This window comes from Microbispora sp. NBC_01389, assembly GCF_045040095.1.
Taxonomy (GTDB): Bacteria; Actinomycetota; Actinomycetes; order Streptosporangiales; family Streptosporangiaceae; genus Microbispora.
In genome coordinates this window covers 981,224-997,551 of the sequence record NZ_CP109552.1, presented here as the reverse complement: position 1 = coordinate 997,551, position 16,328 = coordinate 981,224, and the positions used below count along the sequence as shown (strand labels likewise).

12 protein-coding genes, 1 tRNA gene and 3 pseudogenes are annotated in these 16,328 nt (G+C 72.0%); 13 read left to right on the top strand and 3 right to left on the bottom strand.

The genetic code is table 11. The features are described from left to right. Window positions 1-189 precede the first annotated feature (189 nt). From OG344_RS04560 to OG344_RS04550, 3 genes are all read left to right on the top strand, one after another. A tRNA-Gln gene (locus OG344_RS04560) sits at window positions 190-260 on the top strand. A gap of 195 nt (window positions 261-455) precedes the next feature. Continuing rightward, a complete protein-coding gene (gene glmU / locus OG344_RS04555) occupies window positions 456-1,952 on the top strand; it encodes a bifunctional UDP-N-acetylglucosamine diphosphorylase/glucosamine-1-phosphate N-acetyltransferase GlmU (RefSeq protein ID WP_327048007.1) in 1,497 nt (498 codons plus the stop codon). Window positions 1,953-2,183: 231 nt separating this feature from the next. Further along, entirely contained in the window at window positions 2,184-3,161 is a 978-nt protein-coding gene (locus OG344_RS04550; RefSeq protein WP_405087098.1) for a ribose-phosphate diphosphokinase, read from the top strand. 91 nt (window positions 3,162-3,252) lie between these two features. On the opposite strand, the pseudogene OG344_RS04545 reads toward OG344_RS04550, so the two are convergent. After that, a pseudogene (locus tag OG344_RS04545) lies at window positions 3,253-3,969 on the bottom strand (tryptophan--tRNA ligase); the annotation flags it as partial. Between the two features lie 321 nt (window positions 3,970-4,290). On the opposite strand from OG344_RS04545, the gene OG344_RS04540 reads away from it, so the two are divergent. Further along, window positions 4,291-4,887 carry a 50S ribosomal protein L25/general stress protein Ctc gene (locus tag OG344_RS04540; RefSeq protein WP_405087097.1) on the top strand — a complete coding sequence of 199 codons (597 nt, stop codon included), beginning with the start codon at window positions 4,291-4,293 and terminating at the stop codon, window positions 4,885-4,887. 79 nt (window positions 4,888-4,966) lie between these two features. Continuing rightward, window positions 4,967-5,578, top strand: a complete 612-nt coding sequence (pth, locus tag OG344_RS04535; RefSeq protein WP_327048004.1) for an aminoacyl-tRNA hydrolase — start codon at window positions 4,967-4,969, stop codon at window positions 5,576-5,578. A 142-nt stretch (window positions 5,579-5,720) separates the two neighbouring features. On the opposite strand, the gene OG344_RS04530 is transcribed toward pth, so the two are convergent. Beyond that, window positions 5,721-7,052 (bottom strand): UDP-glucose dehydrogenase family protein, encoded by a 1,332-nt coding sequence (locus tag OG344_RS04530; protein ID WP_405087096.1) that lies wholly within the window; start codon window positions 7,050-7,052, stop codon window positions 5,721-5,723. A 138-nt stretch (window positions 7,053-7,190) separates the two neighbouring features. Here OG344_RS04530 and OG344_RS04525 point away from each other — a divergent pair. Beyond that, window positions 7,191-8,411 (top strand): annotated as a pseudogene (locus OG344_RS04525) (RNA-guided endonuclease InsQ/TnpB family protein); the annotation flags it as partial. 93 nt (window positions 8,412-8,504) lie between these two features. Here OG344_RS04525 and OG344_RS04520 read toward each other — a convergent pair. Continuing rightward, entirely contained in the window at window positions 8,505-9,101 is a 597-nt protein-coding gene (locus OG344_RS04520) for a 3'-5' exoribonuclease domain-containing protein (RefSeq protein WP_327048002.1), read from the bottom strand. Between the two features lie 486 nt (window positions 9,102-9,587). Between OG344_RS04520 and OG344_RS04515 the strand changes: the two are divergent. The 7 genes and pseudogenes from OG344_RS04515 to OG344_RS04485 all read left to right on the top strand — a co-directional run. Beyond that, window positions 9,588-10,217: pseudogene (locus tag OG344_RS04515) on the top strand (sugar transferase); the annotation flags it as partial. Window positions 10,218-10,219: 2 nt separating this feature from the next. After that, a complete protein-coding gene (locus tag OG344_RS04510) occupies window positions 10,220-11,008 on the top strand; it encodes a 3'(2'),5'-bisphosphate nucleotidase CysQ (RefSeq protein ID WP_405087095.1) in 789 nt (262 codons plus the stop codon). A 10-nt stretch (window positions 11,009-11,018) separates the two neighbouring features. Then, entirely contained in the window at window positions 11,019-11,933 is a 915-nt protein-coding gene (gene cysD, locus OG344_RS04505) for a sulfate adenylyltransferase subunit CysD (protein WP_327048000.1), read from the top strand. Then, window positions 11,933-13,195, top strand: coding sequence for a sulfate adenylyltransferase subunit CysN (gene cysN, locus OG344_RS04500; protein ID WP_327047999.1), 1,263 nt, complete (start codon window positions 11,933-11,935; stop codon window positions 13,193-13,195). The genes cysD and cysN overlap by 1 nt, the downstream gene beginning before the upstream one ends. Window positions 13,196-13,353: 158 nt before the next feature. Then, window positions 13,354-14,268 (top strand): sulfotransferase, encoded by a 915-nt coding sequence (locus OG344_RS04495; RefSeq protein ID WP_405087094.1) that lies wholly within the window; start codon window positions 13,354-13,356, stop codon window positions 14,266-14,268. Beyond that, complete coding sequence (locus OG344_RS04490; RefSeq protein ID WP_405087093.1) at window positions 14,265-15,185, top strand: glycosyltransferase family 2 protein; 921 nt, start codon at window positions 14,265-14,267, stop codon at window positions 15,183-15,185. The genes OG344_RS04495 and OG344_RS04490 overlap by 4 nt, the downstream gene beginning before the upstream one ends. Continuing rightward, the gene (locus tag OG344_RS04485; RefSeq protein ID WP_405087092.1) at window positions 15,185-16,066 is read left to right on the top strand and encodes a WecB/TagA/CpsF family glycosyltransferase; all 882 of its coding nucleotides are present in this window, start codon (window positions 15,185-15,187) and stop codon (window positions 16,064-16,066) included. Before OG344_RS04490 ends, OG344_RS04485 begins: the two co-directional genes overlap by 1 nt. Window positions 16,067-16,328 lie beyond the last annotated feature (262 nt).

Below are 16,328 nucleotides of genomic sequence, written 5' to 3'. Positions count from 1 at the left end.
ACCGTGGGCCGGGCGGTGGCGCGGGGATCCGGGGAGGGGTGCCCGCCGGAGGCGGGCGGGCGGACCGGCCGGGCCGATGAGCGTAGTTTTGGGGGCGCGGTTTTGGGGGCGCGCGCGAGGGGTCGGCTCTGTATCCTGAGGTCGGATTCCGGCACTTGCCAGAATCGGACAAATGGGGTTTTGGCCCATTCCCGGGTCGTCTAGGGGCAAGACTACAGATTTTGGTTCTGTCAACGGAGGTTCGAATCCTCCCCCGGGAGCCTGTCCGTCCGTCCGTCGTGCGCCCCGGGGGGCCTGGTTCCCACCCGGGGGACGGCAGGTAAGCTCACCTTGTCGAGCGGGTGACCGTGCGGTTCATGGGTAGTGGACGCGTGGAAGCCGCAGCCGATCCCGCACCGTTTCGTGTAGTAAGCCGCTTCGTGTAGTGAGCCGCGACGCCGAGGGAGCCTCAGTCCGTGAGTGTGCCGCGCCCGGCAGCCGTGATCGTCCTCGCCGCCGGCGAGGGCACCCGGATGAAGTCGAAAACCCCCAAGGTCCTTCACGAGGTCTGTGGCCGGACGCTCGTGGACCACATGCTCGCCGCCGCGCGCGGCCTCACCCCCGAACGGCTGGTCGTCGTCATCGGCCACGCCCGGGAGCAGGTCGGCGCGCACCTGGCGGAGACCGCGCCGGACGCCCGCACGGTCGTGCAGGAGAAGCGGAACGGCACCGGCCACGCCGTGCGCACCGCCCTGGAGGCCGAGGGCCCGATCGAGGGCACCGTCCTGGTGACGTACGGCGACACGCCGCTGCTGCGCGCCGAGACCCTGGCGGCCCTGCTGGAGCGGCACGCCGCCGACGGCAACGCCGTCACCGTGCTGACCGCCGTGGTCCCCGACCCCACCGGTTACGGGCGCATCGTGCGCGACGAGGACGGCGCGGTGCTGGAGATCGTCGAGGAGAAGGACGCGTCCCCCGAGCAGCGCGCGATCACCGAGATGAACTCGGGCGTGTACGCCTTCGACGGCACGCTGCTGGCCGACGGCCTGCGGCGGATCGGCGCCGCCAACGCCCAGGGCGAGGAGTATCTGACCGACGTGCTGGCCGTCCTCCGCGAGGACGGCCATCGGGTGGGCGCCCACGTCGCCGCCGACCATGCGGAGGTCGAGGGCGTCAACGACCGCGTCCAGCTCGCCTTCGTGCGGCGGGTGCTCAACGACCGCATCCTGGCGGCGCACATGCGCGCCGGGGTCACCGTCGTCGACCCGGCCGGCACGTGGGTCGACGCCGGCGTCGTCATGGAACCCGACGTCGTGATCCATCCCGGCACCCAGCTCAGGGGCGCCACGAGGATCGGGACGGGAGCCGAGGTGGGGCCGGGCAGCACGCTGACCGACACCGTCGTCGGCGAGGACGCCGTCGTACGAAACACCGTGGCCGACGGCGCGGAGATCGGCGCCGGCGCCACCGTGGGCCCGTTCGCGTACCTGCGCCCCGGCACCGTGCTCGGCCGCGGCGGCAAGATCGGCGCGTACGTCGAGACCAAGAACGCGCGGATCGGCGAGGGCTCGAAGGTCCCCCACCTCACCTACGTCGGCGACGCGACGATCGGCACCGGCTCGAACATCGGCGCCGCCTGCGTCTTCGTCAACTACGACGGCGTCGGCAAGCACCACACCGTCGTGGGCGACCACGTCCGCGTGGGCAGCGACAACATGCTCGTCGCGCCGGTCACCATCGGCGACGGCGCCTACACCGCCGCCGGCTCGGTGATCACGTCCGACGTGCCGCCCGGGGCGATGGCGGTCGCCCGCGGCCGGCAGCGCAACATCGAGGGCTGGGTGGCCCGCCGCAGGGCCGGCACCCCGTCCGACGAGGCGGCCCGGCGGGCGCCGGCCGGCCCCGAGGCCGCGCCCGAGGCTGCCCTGGAGGGCGCGCCCGAGGTGAACGGCGGGGACGCCGCCGCCCAGTGAGGACCACCCACGGCCCGCGCCCCGGCGCGCCGTGCGGGGACAGGGAAGAGTACGAGGCGCGGTCCGACCGCGTAGCGCCGAAGGGCCAGGCCAGGAGGACACCGTGACCGACCACATCGACGGGGCGAAGGAGTTCGCGGGCCCCGGGCGAGGCGAGGGCACCGCGGACCGGTCCGTCCGGCCACATCAGGCCCGGCACGGCCGACAGGCTCGACACGCGAGGAGCGCGGCATGAGCGGCAAGAAGACGACCGGCGAGCGGAACCTCATGTTCTTCTCCGGCCGGGCCCACCCCGAGCTCGCCGAGGAGGTCGCGAACGCGCTCGGTGTCGAGATCACGCCGACCGCGCTGCGCGACTTCGCCAACGGCGAGATCTACGTGCGCTACCTGGAGTCGGTGCGCGGCTGCGACGCCTTCGTGATGCAGAGCCACACCGCGCCGATCAACCAGTGGATCATGGAACAGCTGATCATGGTGGACGCGCTCAAGCGGGCCTCGGCCAAGCGGATCACCGTGATCATGCCGTTCTACGGCTACGCCCGCCAGGACAAGAAGGGCCGCGGCCGCGAGCCGATCACCGCCCGGCTGGTGGCCGACATGTTCAAGCAGGCGGGCGCCGACCGGATGATGTCCATCGACCTGCACACCTCGCAGATCCAGGGCTTCTTCGACGGCCCGGTGGACCACCTGTTCGCGATGCCCGTGCTGATCAACTACCTGCGCGGCAAGCTCGACCCGGCGACGACCACGATCGTCTCGCCCGACACCGGCCGCGTACGGCTCGCCGAGCGCTGGTCCGACAGCCTGGGCACCCCGGTGGCCTTCATCCACAAGCGGCGCGACCTCGACGTGGCGAACCAGGTGAAGGTGCACGAGGTGGTCGGCAAGGTCCACGGCCGGACCTGCGTGCTGATCGACGACATGATCGACACCGGCGGCTCGATCTGCAAGGCCGCCGACGCCCTGTACGAGCACGGCGCGACCGACGTCATCGTGGCCGCCACCCACGCGGTGTTCTCCGGGCCCGCCGTGGACCGCCTGAAGAACTCCCGGATCTCCGAGGTGGTCGTGACCAACACGCTGCCCATCGAGGAGGAGAAGAGGTTCGACAGCCTCACGGTGATGTCGATCGCCCCGCTGATCGCCCGGGCCATCACCGAGGTCTTCACCGACGGCTCCGTCACCAGCCTCTTCGAGGGCGACGCCTGATCCGCTCCGAGCCCCCGGACGTCCCCGGGGGCCCGGACCGGGTCTAGTAGCGGGCGCCCATCGCCGTACGGACCTCCGTGAGGGTCGCGTCGGTGACCAGCGCCTTCAGCGCGGCGGCCCCCCGGCCGCCGATCTCGCCGGCCACCTCGTGCGCGTCCCCGCCGAGGCACAGCGCGGCCAGGAGGACGAGGCTGGACACCTCGGGCCGGGCGGCCGGGTCATAGGTGATGTGGCGGTCCGCGTCGGTCCTCGCGCCGCGGATCAGCCGGGCGGTCTCGTCGGCGGTGGCGGACAGGGCGACGGCGTTGTCCCGGCTCTTGCTCATCTTGGCGCCGTCGGTGCCGAGCAGCAGCGGCGCCGCGGACAGCAGGGCCTCGGGCTCGGGGAACACCGGGTGCGAGGGGGAGCCGTAGCGGTGGTTGAAGCGGCGCGCGATCAGGCGGGCGACCTCCAGGTGAGGGAGCTGGTCCTGCCCGACCGGGACGATCCCGGCCCTGCAGAACAGGATGTCGGCGGCCTGGTGCACGGGATAGGTGAACATCAGCCCGCTGACCGCCGACTGCCGCGAGTGGGCGATCTCGTCCTTGACCGTGGGGTTGCGGCCCAGCTCCGCGACCGAGACCAGGCTGAGGAACGGCAGGAGCAGCTGGTTGAGCGCGGGCACGGTGCTGTGCGTGAAGATCGTGGCCCGGCCGGGGTCGAGGCCCGCGGCCAGGTAGTCGAGCACCAGGTCCTCCACGTGCTCGGTGAGCCGGTCGGCGACGTCCCGGTCGGTAAGGACCTGGTAGTCCGCGACGAGCACCGCCGAGGTCGTCGGACGGACTGCTCTCCAGAGTGGTCGTCATGTGATCTCTCCCTTGGCAGGTGGTCCGCCGCCGACGGCGACCCCTCGTCCAGGGAGCACGAAAAAGGGCCGTCCATCCGAACGGCCCGTCGTACGCGTGTGATCGGCCGCTCCTATCCGGAGCGCCACCAGCCCTGACACGACGTACGTTGCATGCCGCCAGTCTAAGGGCCACCTGGCCACCACGGAAGACGCGATAGGCTTGTGGGGTTGCGCTCGTAACGCCTTCCGCTAGGGCGGGTGAGGGGGAGCGCGTCATCCGTCGACATCCCTAGGAGATGTGCCGTGTCCGAAGTACGCATCGCCGCCGAGCTCCGCGACGAGTTCGGCAAGGGCGCCGCCCGCAAGATCCGCCGGGGGAACAAGGTCCCCGCCGTTCTCTACGGCCACGGCACCGAGACCAAGCACCTGACCCTCCCCGGCCACGAGCTGCTGCTCGCGCTGCGCACGCCCAACGTGCTCATCCGCCTGCACGGTGAGGGCGTGGACGAGATCGCGCTGCCCAAGGGCGTCCAGCGCGACCCGATCAAGGGCTTCCTGGAGCACGTCGACCTGCTCCTGGTCAAGCGGGGCGAGAAGGTCGTCGTCGAGATCCCGGTCACCGTCGTCGGCGCGACGAACGGCAGCGCCATCGTCGACCAGCCGCTGAACACGCTCTCGGTCGAGGCCGAGGCGACCCACATCCCGACCGGCGTCGAGGTCGACGTGGACGGTAAGGAAGAGGGCTACACGGTGCACGCGGCCGACCTGAAGCTGCCGGAGGGCACCACGCTGGCCGGTGACCCCGAGGCCCTGGTGCTGCAGGTGATCGCCGCTCCGTCGGCCGGGCTGCCCGAGCAGGGCGAGGCCGCCGAGGGTGGCACCGCCCTGGCCGCCGAGTAGGACTGATTCGTGAGAGAGTCCTCCGCGGGGTGTCCCGCGGAGGACTCTTCCACGTGAGGCGACAGTGGAGGAGACAGCGATGTCCGACACGGCCGCGCAGCGGTGGCTGGTCGTGGGCCTGGGCAACCCCGGGCCGGAGTACGCCGGGAACCGCCACAACGCGGGTTTCCTGGTGCTCGACGAGCTGGCGGCCCGGGTGGGCGGGCGGTTCAAGGCGCACCGGTCGCGGGCCGAGGTGGTCGAGGGCCGTCTGGCCGCGCTGCCCGTGGTGCTGGCCAAGCCGCTGTCCTTCATGAACCTGTCCGGCGGTCCGGTCAAGGCGCTGGCCGACTTCTACAAGATCACTCCTGACCGGGTCGCCGTGGTCCACGACGAGCTGGACATCCCGTACGGCGCGCTGCGCGCGAAGCTCGGCGGCGGCGACAACGGGCACAACGGCCTGAAGTCGATCACGAAGTCGCTCGGCACGCGCGACTACCCGCGCATCCGGTTCGGCATCGGCCGCCCGCCGGGCCGGATGGACCCGGCGACGTTCGTGCTGCGCGACTTCGCCACGGCCGAGCGCAAGGACCTGCCGTTCCTCGTGGACCGGGCCGCCGACATGGTGGAGTCGCTGATGACGGCGGGCCTGGAGGCGACGCAGAACCGGTTCCACGCCGGCGACCTCAACCCGGCCAAGCCGCCCCGCTGAGTTCCCCCCTGCTGAGTTCCCCGCTGAGGTCCGCCGCCAGAGGGTCCCCGCTGAGGGTCCCGCCGCCGGGAGCGCGCGGCTCCCGGCGAAGGGCGACCCGCGGGGGTCCCTGATCCGCGGAGGTCCCTGATCCGCGGGGGCCTCAGGGACGGCCGAGGGCGCGATACTCCCAGCCCGCCGCGCGCCAGGCGTCCCGGTCGAGGGCGTGCCGGCCGTCCACGATCCGCCGGTGCGCGACGACCGCCGCCAGCGCCTCGGGCCGGATCGCGCGGAACTCGGCCCACTCGGTGAGCAGGACCACCACGTCCGCGTCCCCGGCCACGTCCATGGCGCTGGTGCCGTACCTGAGCTCCGGGTAGGCGCGGCGGGCGTTGTCCAGCGCCACCGGGTCGTAGACCCGTACGTCGGCGCCCAGCCCGTGCATCGTCCGGGCCACGTCGAGCGCCGGGGCGTCCCTGATGTCGTCGGAGTTGGGCTTGAAGGCGGCGCCGAGGCAGGCCACCCTCCGGCCGTCGAGTTGACCGCCGAGCAGCTCCCTGACCAGGTCGATCGTACGGGATCGGCGGCGCCGGTTGATGGCGTCGACCTCCCGCAGGAAGGACACGGCCTGGCCGGCGCCGATCTCCTCGGCCCGGTGGGCGAAGGCCCGGATGTCCTTGGGCAGGCAGCCGCCGCCGAACCCGAGGCCGGGCTGGAGGAAACGCCCGCCGATCCGGTCGTCGTAGGCGAGGGCCTGCGCCAGGTCGCGTACGTCGGCTCCGGTGGCCTCGCAGACCTCCGCCATCGCGTTGATGTACGAGATCTTGGTGGCCAGGAAGGAGTTGGCGGCGACCTTGACCAGCTCGGCGGTGGGGAGGTCGGTGACCACGGTCGGGGTGCCGTGGCGGAGGATCGGCGCGAACGCCGCGGCCAGCCGCTCACGCGCCCACTCCGTGGTGACGCCGAAGACGAGCCGGTCGGGCCGGAGCGTGTCGTCGACGGCGAAGCCCTCCCGCAGGAACTCCGGATTCCAGGCCAGCTCCACCTCCGCGCCGGCCGGGGCCAGTTCGGTCAGCAGTCCGCCCAGCCGGGCCGCGGTGCCGACCGGCACGGTCGACTTGCCGACCACCAGGCAGCGGCGGGTCAGGTGCGGGGCCAGGCCCCGGACGGCGGCGTCGACGTAGCTGAGGTCGCAGGCGTCCAGGCCGGGCTGCTGGGGGGTGCCCACGCAGATGAAGTGGACGTCGCCGTGCTCGGCGGCCTCGGTGTAGGAGGTGGTGAAGCGGAGCCGTCCCGACTCCAGGGTCTTGGCCAGCAGCTCGGGCAGGCCCGGCTCGAAGAACGGCACCTCCCCCGACTGTAGTTTGCGGATCTTCTCGGCGTCCACGTCGAGCCCGACCACGTCGTAGCCCAGCGAGGCCATGCAGATGGCGTGCGTCGCCCCAAGGTAACCGGTCCCGATCACCGTCAGCCGGGGGAGTTCGGCGTCGCTCATCAAAGCCTCCGAGGAAACCCCCGCCTTCGGGCGGGGGAGGAATTGGACTGCCTGCGGGAGCAGGGCAGGGGTAGGTGTTTCGCCGCAAGGCGAACCGCTGTGCGAATTCACGCGAGCGTCAGCTGATCGGGTGGCATGATGTGCGGAGTGGCGCAGACGGTGAAGCGGGCCTACCGGTACCGCTTCCATCCCACTCCCGAGCAGGCGTCCGAGCTTGCCCGGACGTTCGGGTGCGTGCGCCTGGTCTACAACAAGGCGCTGGAGGAACGGACCCGCGCCTACACCCTGGAGGGCCGTCGCGTCTCCTACGCGGAGTCCTCGGCCGCGTTGACGGCGTGGAAACGCGAGGAGGAACTGGCGTTCCTCAACGGCGTGTCCAGTGTGCCGTTGCAGCAGGCGCTGCGACACCTGCAGGCGGCGTTCGCGAACTTCTTCGCCAAGCGGGCCAGATATCCGGTGTTCAAGTCGCGTAAGAAGTCCCGGGCGTCGGCCGAATACACCCGCTCGGCGTTCCGCTACCGCGACGGGCAGCTCACGCTGGCGAAGATGGACGCCCCGCTGGACATCGTGTGGTCGCGTCCGCTCCCGCAGGAGGCGGAGCCGTCCACGGTGACCGTGAGCAGGGACGCGGCCGGGCGATGGTTCGTGTCCCTCCTGGTGGAGGAGACGATCCGCCCCCTCGACCCCACCGGGGACATGGTCGGCCTGGATGCGGGGATCACCAGCCTGGTGGCCCTGTCCCGCCCGATCCCCGGGGTGACCGACGAAGACGGCAAGGTCGCCAACCCCCGGCATGAGCGCACCGACCGGCGCAAGCTGGCCAAGGCCCAGCGCTCGCTGGCCCGCAAAGCGGCGGGCAGCGCGAACCGGGCCAAGGCCCGGCTGAAGGTCGCCCGCGCCCACGCCCGCATCAGTGACCGGCGCCGGGACTTCCTGCACAAGCTCACCACCTCGCTCGTCCACGAGAACCAAGTGGTCGTGATCGAGGACCTGACCGTCCGCCACATGGTCAAGAACCGCTCCCTCGCCCGCGCCATCTCCGACGCCTCCTGGCGGGAACTGCGCTCGATGCTGGAGTACAAGGCGCAGTGGTACGGGCGGGAACTGGTCGTGATCGACCGGTGGTTCCCCTCGTCCAAACGGTGCTCGGCCTGCGGGACCCTGGCCGAGGCGATGCCGCTGAACGTCCGGACCTGGGAATGCGCCTGCGGCGCGGTCCACGACCGGGACGTCAACGCCGCCAGGAACATCCTCGCCGCCGGGCTGGCGGAGAGGTGAAACGCCTGCGGAGCTGGTGTAAGACCTCAACGGAGTCCTCCGAGCGGGCAACCGGCAGCGAAGCAGGAAGACCAACCTGTGAGGGTTGGAATCCCCTCTTTCCAGGGAGGGGAGAATGTCAAGTCAGTTCCCAAAGAGTGTCGGCGTTCCGGTGAGTGCCCGCGTTTGTCTGGTTCAACTGTCCTTCGGTTTCCTGTGGGGGGAACGCCACTCCATGAGGTTCTGCAGCAGCTCGGCCTGCTCGACGGCGTCGTCGAGCGCGTTGTGGGTGTGCTGCCGGCTCGACCGCACCTCGCGCGGCATCTGCCGCTTGGTGGCCCAGGCGATCGGCACCGTGGCCTTCGCCGCGTACAGCGTCTTGATGTCGACGCACCGGGAGTGGCCGAACGGCGACTCGCCGGTGAAGCGCAGGAAGTACCAGTACATCCACATCCAGTCGTACGACAGGGGGAAGGCCGCGAGCACCGGCAGATCCGCGCCGCAGACCTCCGCGATCCAGGCGGCCGCGGCCGTCATCGCCTCCGCCGGATCGCGGCCCTCGCGTAGCAGTGTGTCGCGGTCGAGGCCGCTCACCGCCAGCGCCTCCGGCACGAAGTCGTCGCTGATCGGCCGCAGTTCGGCGTAGAAGGTCCGGGCCTCCGGATCGGTCCGCTCGAAGCGCCGTCCCGTCATGCGGCCCGCCACGGTCATGCCGAAGCTGACCATGGAGTAGGGGCCGGGGATGGGGCCGTCCGCCTCGATGTCGACGGATATGTACGTCTCGGCTTTCACCAGTTCTCCCTGAGGGGCCAGGGTGCGGCCGCTAGCATTCCATCACGTTCGGTAGTGGGCGAATCACGAGGGGTGAGAGTGCTGGACGGTGGCGCCTCCCTGGGCAGAGCCGGCGCCTCTCTGGTCGGAGCCGGCGCGTCCCTGCTCGGAGCCGGCGCGTCGCGGGGCGCGCCCCGCCGTCCGGCCGCGCGACCACCGGAGTGGGCCGCGCGACACGGGTTCGCCGCCGTCTGCGACATCTCGGGCACCTCTCTCACAGGGATCACCACCGTCGTGATCCGGTCCGGCGAGGGTACTGGGTACGTGACTCCGTTCGTGATGGCGAGTGGCGCGCTGCCGGTCGCCTGGGTGATCGTCCTGGGCGTGCGGCGCGGGCTGCGCCGGCTCCGGGCGGCGGGCGCGGGCCGCGCGGAGCCACCGCCACCACCGCCACCGCCGCCACCGCCACCGCCGCCACCGCCGCCACCGCCGCCGCCGCCACCGCCGCCGCCGCCGCACGCCGGGCGTCCGGGGCTCTCCGGCCGGCGGCGGCTGGTCAAGGCCGTCTTCGACCGGCTGGTGGCCGCCGCGGCGCTGGTGGTGCTGGCCCCGCTGCTGGCCGCGGTCGCCGTGGCCGTACGGGCGAGCGGGCCGGGCCCGGCCCTGTCCCGGCAGCGGCGGGTGGGCCGGGACGGCGCCGAGTTCACGATCCTGAGGTTCCGCACGACGCACCGCCACGCCGAAGCACGCAAGGTCGAGCTGACCGGCGACGCCCGCGGCGCGCTGTTCAGGGTCCGCAGGGACCCCCGCGTCACCCCGCTCGGCGCCCTGCTGCGGCGATACTCGATCGACGAGCTGCCGCAGCTCGTCAACGTGCTGCGCGGCGACATGTCGCTCGTCGGGCCGCGCCCGCCCCTGCCGGAGGAGGTCGCGCGATACGGCGACGACGTCCGGGGGAGGCCCGCGCTGCGGCCGGGGATGACCGGACCGTGGCAGGTCAGCGGCCGACCTGACCTGTCATGGGAGGAATCGGTACGGTTGGACCTGCGTTATGTCGAGAACTGGTCTCTCACGCTGGATCTGCGGATCCTATGGAGGACATGGGCCGCGGTCGCACGCGGGGCGGGAGCGTACTGAAGATGACGATGCGGGACGACCATTCCCTCGCGGGGGAGCTGGCGTCGGAGGCGGGGGAGCGGCTCCTGGAGCTGCGCGCACGCCTCGGTTTCGAGAACGGCCCGGCGTTGAAGGACGCCGGTGACCAGGCCTCGCACCGGTTCCTGATGGACGCCCTGCGGCGGCTCCGCCCGGACGACGCCGTGCTGTCGGAGGAGGCGACCCGCGAGGAGCGGATGGACCCCCGGCGGCTGTCGGCCGGACGCGTCTGGATCGTCGACCCCCTCGACGGCACCCGCGAGTTCTCCGAGGAGGGCCGCGCCGACTGGGCCGTCCACGTCGCGTTGTGGGAGCGGGGCTCCCTGACGGCGGGCGCCGTCGCGCTGCCGGCCTGGCCTGGATCGGCACAGGGTCGCACGCTCACCACTGCGGCTCCGCCGGAGCTGCCGGAGAAGGTGCGCGAGCCGTTCCGCATCGCGGTCAGCCGCACCCGGCCGCCGGAGTTCGTCCGTGACCTCGCCGCCCGCCTCGGCGCGGAGCTCGTCCCGATCGGCTCGGCCGGCGCCAAGATCGCCGCCGTGCTCACGGGCGAGGTCGAGGCGTACGTCCACGCGGGAGGCCAGTACGAGTGGGACTCGGCCGCGCCGGTCGCGGTGGCGCTCGCGGCAGGGGCCCACGCGAGCAGGATCGACGGCTCAAACCTGACCTACAACCAGGGGGACCCGTCACTCCCGGATATCCTGGTCTCCCTACCGGATCTGGCGCCAACGTTGCTCGCCGGAATCCGTGACCTGCATCGCCAGACTCCCTGAAGGAAGCCGAATGCTTCAGCGTGACTACACCACGTCGCAGCTCGACGTGCTCGAGGCCGAGGCGATCCACATCATGCGTGAGGTCGCGGCCGAGTTCGAGCGCCCCTGTCTGCTCTTCTCCGGCGGCAAGGACTCCATCGTCATGCTGCGGGTCGCGGAGAAGGCGTTCTGGCCGGCGCCGATCCCCTTCCCCCTCATGCACGTCGACACCGGGCACAACTTCTCCGAGGTGATCGACTACCGCGACCGCCGCGTCGGCGAGCTCGGCGCGCGGCTGGTGGTCGCCTCGGTCCAGGCGTCGATCGACGCCGGGCGGGTGGCCGAGGAGACCGGGCGGCGGGCCTCCCGCAACCGGCTGCAGACCACGACCCTGCTGGACGCCATCGAGGAGCACGAGTTCGACGCGGTGTTCGGCGGGGCCCGGCGCGACGAGGAGAAGGCCCGGGCCAAGGAGCGGGTGTTCTCCTTCCGCGACGACTTCGGCCAGTGGGACCCGAAGAACCAGCGTCCCGAGCTGTGGAACCTCTACAACACCAAGATCCGCCGCGGTGAGCACATCCGCGTGTTCCCGTTGTCGAACTGGACCGAGCTGGACGTGTGGCACTACATCCGGCGGGAGGGCATCGAGATCCCGTCGATCTACTTCGCCCACTCCCGCGCGGTCTTCGAGCGCGACGGCATGCTGCTGGCCGACTCGGAGGTCGTCCAGCGGGGCGACGACGAGCCGGTGTTCGACGCGGTCGTCCGCTACCGCACGGTCGGCGACATGACCTGCACCGGGGCGGTCGCCTCCACCGCCACGACCGTCGAGCAGATCATCGACGAGATCGCCGCCACCCGGATCACCGAGCGCGGCGCGACCCGCGCCGACGACCGGGCGTCCGAGGCCGCCATGGAAGATCGCAAGAAGGAAGGCTACTTCTGATGGACATCCTTCGTTTCGCGACGGCGGGCAGCGTCGACGACGGCAAGTCCACGCTGATCGGGCGGCTGCTGTTCGACTCCAAGGCGATCTTCGAGGACCAGCTGGAGGCGGTCGAGCGGACCTCCCGCGACCGGGGCACGGAATACACCGACCTGTCGCTGCTGACCGACGGCCTGCGGGCCGAGCGCGAGCAGGGCATCACGATCGACGTGGCCTACCGCTACTTCGCCACGCCCAAGCGGAAGTTCATCATCGCCGACACCCCGGGGCACATCCAGTACACCCGGAACATGGTCACCGGCGCCTCCACCGCCGACCTGGCGATCATCCTCATCGACGCGCGCAAGGGCGTGCTGGAGCAGTCGCGGCGGCACGCCTTCCTGACGACGCTGCTGCGGGTGCCGCACCTGGTCCTGGCGGTCAACAAGATGGACCTCGTCGACTACTCCGAGGCCCGCTTCGACGAAATCCGCGAGGAGTTCACCGCGTTCGCCAGCAAGCTGAACGCGAGCGACCTCACCTTCATCCCGATCTCGGCGCTGCACGGCGACAACGTCGTCTCCCGCTCCGAGAACATGCCGTGGTACGAGGGCTCCTCGCTGCTGCACCACCTGGAGCACGTGCACATCGCCTCCGACCGCAACCTGGTCGACGTGCGCTTCCCGGTGCAGTACGTCATCCGCCCGCACAGCGCGACCAGCCAGGAGCTGCACGACTACCGGGGGTACGCCGGGCAGGTCGCGGGCGGCGTGCTCAAGCCGGGTGACGAGGTGCTGCACCTGCCCTCGGGCCTGACCACCACCATCGCCGCGATCGACACCTTCGACGGGCCGGTGGAGGAGGCGTTCCCGCCCATGTCGGTCACGCTGCGGCTGGCCGACGACATCGACATCTCCCGCGGCGACATGATCTGCCGGCCGAACAACCAGCCGCAGGCCGCCCAGGAGATCGACGCGATGGTCAGCTGGATGGCCGACGGCGTGAAGCTCCAGCCCAGGTCGAAGCTGATCATCAAGCACACCACCCGTACGGCCCGGGCGCTGGTGCGCGACCTGCACTACCGGCTCGACGTCAACACCCTGCACCGGGACGAGTCGGCCACCGGCCTCGGCCTGAACGAGATCGGCCGGGTGTCGCTGCGGACGACCCAGCCGCTGTTCGTGGACGACTACGCCCGCAACCGCCTCACCGGCGGCTTCATCCTGATCGACGAGGCCACCAACGGCACCGTCGGCGCCGGAATGATCGTCGACGCGCACTGATTCCCTGCTCAACGGCCCCCGAGCGCGCCCGCGCCGGGGGCCGTTCTCGTAGGCAAGGAGCCACCCCGCCCTCCGGTAGATCCTTTGGGGATCGCCAGCCGGTGGATTACTCTGCGCGCTAGGGTCGTCACGTTTCGCATCCGTTTCGTGGAGGACACGTGGCCGACGCTCATCGGGTGATCTTCGTAGGCGGCCTGGGACGCAGCGGAAGCACCCTGATCGAGCGCCTGCTCGGCGAACTGCCGGGGGTGGCGCCGCTCGGCGAGGTGGTCCATCTGTGGGAGCGCGGGGTGCGGGCCGACGAGCCCTGCGGCTGCGGGCAGCCGTTCTCCCGGTGCCCGTTCTGGACGAAGGTGGGCGAGCACGCGTTCGGGCAGTGGCGGCAGAGCCAGGCGGGGTGGCTCCCGGGCCTGCGCATGCGGGTCGACCGCACCCGCCGGCTGCCCGTCCTCGCTCTCGGGCTCCCGAGCCGTGAGGCCGAACTGGCCGAATACGTCCGGTCGTACTCCCGCATCTACGCGGCGGCGGCCGAGGTGGCCGACGCCCGGGCCGTCGTCGACTCCAGCAAGCACGCCTCCCTGGCGTACTGCCTGGCCGCGATCATGAAACTGCGGGTCGTCCACGTGGTGCGCGACCCGAGGGCGGTGGCCGCGTCCTGGCGCCGCAGGGTGCGCAGGCCGGAGAACGGGCGGCCGATGACCCGCTGGACGCCCGCCAGGACCGCCGTCCACTGGCTGGCCCAGAACCTCGCCTTCGAGATCCTGCGCCGCCGGGGCGTGCGGGTCGTCCGGGTCCGGCACGAGGACCTGCTGCGCGACCCGCGCGCCACCGTCACCCGCCTCGCCATGCGGCTCGGGCTGCCCACCGGCGGGCTCGACTTCCTGGACGGCCACCACGCGCGCCTCGGCGTCGCCCACACCGTCTCCGGCAATCCGATGCGCTTCTCCGTCGGCCCGGTCGAGCTGCGCGACCGCACCGCGCCCCTGCCGCGTGCGCAGCGGTGGCTGGTCACCGCGCTCACCTTCCCGCTGCTCCTCTGGTACGGCTACCGCCTCGCGGGAGCCGGGCGGTGACGCCGTCGGTCGGGGTCGTCATCCCCACCAGGGGCGACCGGCCCGGCCCGCTCCGGGCCGCGCTGACCGGAGTGCTCGGTCAGGAGTACGGCGGCGAGGTGCGCGTGCTGGTCGTGGCCGACGGCGTCCCGGCTCCCCAGGTGGCCGGACAGGTCGCCGGTGTGGCCCTGCCCGGAAGCGGAGGCCCGCGCGGCGTCCGGGTGCTGGGCAACCGGCGCACCCCCGGGCTGCCGGGCGCCAGGAACACCGGGATCGCCGTGCTGGAGACCGATCTCGTCGCCTTCTGCGACGACGACGACCTCTGGCTGCCGGGCAAGCTGGCCGCCCAGGTGGCCGCGCTCGCGGAGGAGCCCGCGGCGGCCTTCGCCAGCTGCGCGGTCGAGGTCGAGTACGGCACGCGCCGCGTGCCGCGGCTGGCCGGCACCGACCGGGTCGCCCACCACCACCTCACCCGCTCGCGGATGATGATGGTCCACTCCTCGACGTACCTGTTCCGGCGTGGTTCCACGTGGGTGGACGAGAGCGCCCCCGGCGGCCAGAACGAGGACTGGGACCTCGCGCTGCGGGCCGCCCGGCGGCACCCGATCGTCCACGTCGACCACCCGCTCGTACGGGTGCGCTGGGGGTCGTCGCACTATGCGGTGCGGTGGGCCGACCGGATCGCGGGGCTGGAGTGGATGCTCGCCCGGCATCCGGGCCTGGCCGTCGAACCCCGCGGCGCGGCCCGCGTCTACGGGCAGCTCGCCTTCTGCCACGCCGCTCTCGGACGGCGCCGCGAGGCCGCCCGGTGGTCGCTGCGGGCCTTCTCCGCCCGGCCGGGCGAGCCGCGCGCCGCGGTGGCGCTGGCGGTCGCCGGCGGCCTGCTCACCCCGCGCGCCGTACTGCACGCCCTCCACCTGCGCGGCCACGGCATCTGATGACCGATCCCGCATCGACCCCCACGGCCGCTCTGGACCCGGCGTTCGCGGCCCGGCCCGGCTGGGCCGGGAACGAGGTGGGCGGGCCCGGGACGGACAGGGTCGGGGTGGGCGGGGTGCTGCTCGACCCGTTCACCGAGGCGCAGGTGGTGGCCCACATCATGGTCGCCCTGGAGCGCGGCGAGGGAGGTCACCTGGTCACGCCGAACGTCGACATCTGCCGGGCCGCCGCCCGCGACCCCTCCCTGCGTACGCTGATCGACGCGGCCGAGCTCGCCGTGGCCGACGGCATGCCCCTGGTCTGGGCGTCGCGGCTGCTCGGGACTCCGCTGCCGGAGCGGGTGACGGGAGCCGACCTGATCTGGTCGCTGACCGGGGCCGCCGCGGCGCGCGGCCTGCCCGTCTACCTGATCGGGGGGCCGCCGGGCGTCGCCGAGGCGGCGCGTGACGCGCTGTGCGGGCGGCATCCGGGCCTGGTGGTGGCGGGCGTCCACGCTCCGCCGTACGGGTTCGAGACCAGCCCGGCGGCCCTGGCGGAGGTGCGGGCGCGACTCGTCGCCGCGCGGCCGTCCCTGGTCTTCGTGGGTCTCGGGTTCCCCCGGCAGGACCGGCTCATCGAGCGGCTCCGGCCCGACCTGCCGGGCTCGTGGTTCGTGGGCTGCGGCGCGGCCATCGCCTTCGCCGCCGGGTCGGTGCGCCGCGCCCCCGGCTGGATGGGCGACCACGGGCTGGAATGGCTGTTCCGCCTGATCAGTGAGCCCCATCGGCTCGCCCGCCGCTACCTCGTCGACGACCTCCCCTTCGCCCTCCGCCTCCTCACCCACGCCCTCCTCCACCGCGCACTCACCGGTCGCCCACCAGGACGCCGGCGCTCACCCTGACGGCGCCCAAGGAGCGTGATCTTTTCGCGGGCGGAGAGCTCTGGTTCTTCGTTCTGCTCGGTTCTACGCTGCGGTCATGGCGGCGGGCTCTCGATCCTGGCCTGTTCGACGAGTTCCGCGTACGCGCTGTGCTCGCCAAGGTCCGATTGGCGGAGCAGCGACACCGACCACGGAATCGGGCACGGCGGAGCATGGTCCGGATCCGGGCACAGCAGTCTCGTGACGTGTTCCTTGATCTCTTCGGCCTGTTGGGCAGTCGCAT